Here is a 1,376-nt window from a genome sequence, read left to right as displayed (position 1 = left end):
AGTAATAATGCCGATGTCAGTCTTTACCACCACTTAGTTTGCCGTTTAACCAGATTGGTGTGATTACTGATGCAGTGAAGACCTTCCCGCATCCTGACTCACACAGCGATCGACCTTTTGTGTCCTGCCCTGGACCCGTCGGTTGCCGGAAGCGCCTTCATGCGAGGCATCTCCTCACCGATGCGCGTGACTCAAGAAGGGCCTGACGGCTTGTCTCGTTACTGTCCTGTCCGGGTTATCTGTCTGGAGATTCAACTCTGTTTCCTCACAGGAGCTCTGTCATGGTTGATAAAGTTACCGAAGCTGCCGTTGTGGGTGGCGTGGATACACATAAAGATTTGCACGTTGCCGCTGTCGTAGATCAGAACAATAAAGTCCTTGGGACTCAGTATTTCTCCACAACACGACAAGGTTACCGGCAGATGCTGGCATGGATGACCTCGTTTGGGACATTAAAGCGAATTGGTGTTGAGTGCACAGGTACCTATGGTTCCGGTTTGCTTCGTTATTTTCAGAACGCCGGGTTAGAAGTTCTTGAGGTGACTGCTCCAGACCGGATGGAGCGACGCAAACGGGGTAAAAGTGACACAATTGATGCTGAATGTGCCGCTCATGCAGCATTCTCAGGCATCAGGACAGTTACTCCCAAAACGCGTGATGGCATGATTGAGTCCCTGCGGGTATTAAAAACTTGCCGAAAAACAGCAATATCAGCCCGCAGAGTCGCTCTCCAGATTATCCATTCAAATATTATCTCTGCCCCGGATGAATTACGTGAACAGCTCAGAAATATGACGCGCATGCAGCTCATCAGGACCCTGGGTTCCTGGAGACCTGATGCCAGTGAATACCGCAATGTAACCAACGTTTATCGCATTTCATTAAAGTCCCTTGCCCGACGCTATCTCGAGTTACATGACGAAATCGCTGATCTGGATGTCATGATTGCGGCAATTGTCGACGAGTTGGCACCTGAGCTGATTAAACGTAATGCTATCGGATACGAAAGCGCTTCACAGTTGCTGATCACTGCCGGAGACAATCCTCAACGGTTAAGATCAGAATCAGGATTTGCGGCACTGTGTGGTGTCAGCCCGGTCCCCGTTTCTTCTGGAAAAACGAACCGTTACCGACTTAATCGTGGTGGAGATCGTGCTGCAAATAGTGCACTTCACATCATCGCCATCGGACGCTTACGAACTGACGCAAAAACAAAGGAATATGTCGCCAGGCGTGTAGCCGAAGGACATACAAAAATGGAAGCGATACGCTGTCTAAAGCGATATATCTCCCGCGAAGTTTACACGTTACTGCGCAATCAAAACAGGCGGATCAACAGTATCCCGATAACAGCTTGACTCTTAGAAGGGCGTCCA

Annotated in this window: 1 protein-coding gene; it reads left to right on the top strand. The window is 49.4% G+C overall.

The genetic code is table 11. The annotated features are described in order from the left end of the window. The first annotated feature begins 281 nt into the window (after positions 1–281). A complete protein-coding gene (locus ABLU50_RS16160) occupies positions 282–1,358 on the top strand; it encodes an IS110 family transposase (RefSeq protein ID WP_000227969.1) in 1,077 nt (358 codons plus the stop codon). Positions 1,359–1,376: the final 18 nt, after the last annotated feature.

Origin of the sequence: Klebsiella sp. GG_Kp173 (genome assembly GCF_040062415.1) — a bacterium.
Classification (GTDB): Bacteria; Pseudomonadota; Gammaproteobacteria; order Enterobacterales; family Enterobacteriaceae; genus Klebsiella; species Klebsiella quasipneumoniae.
This window is presented reverse-complemented; position numbering and strand designations above follow the sequence as displayed.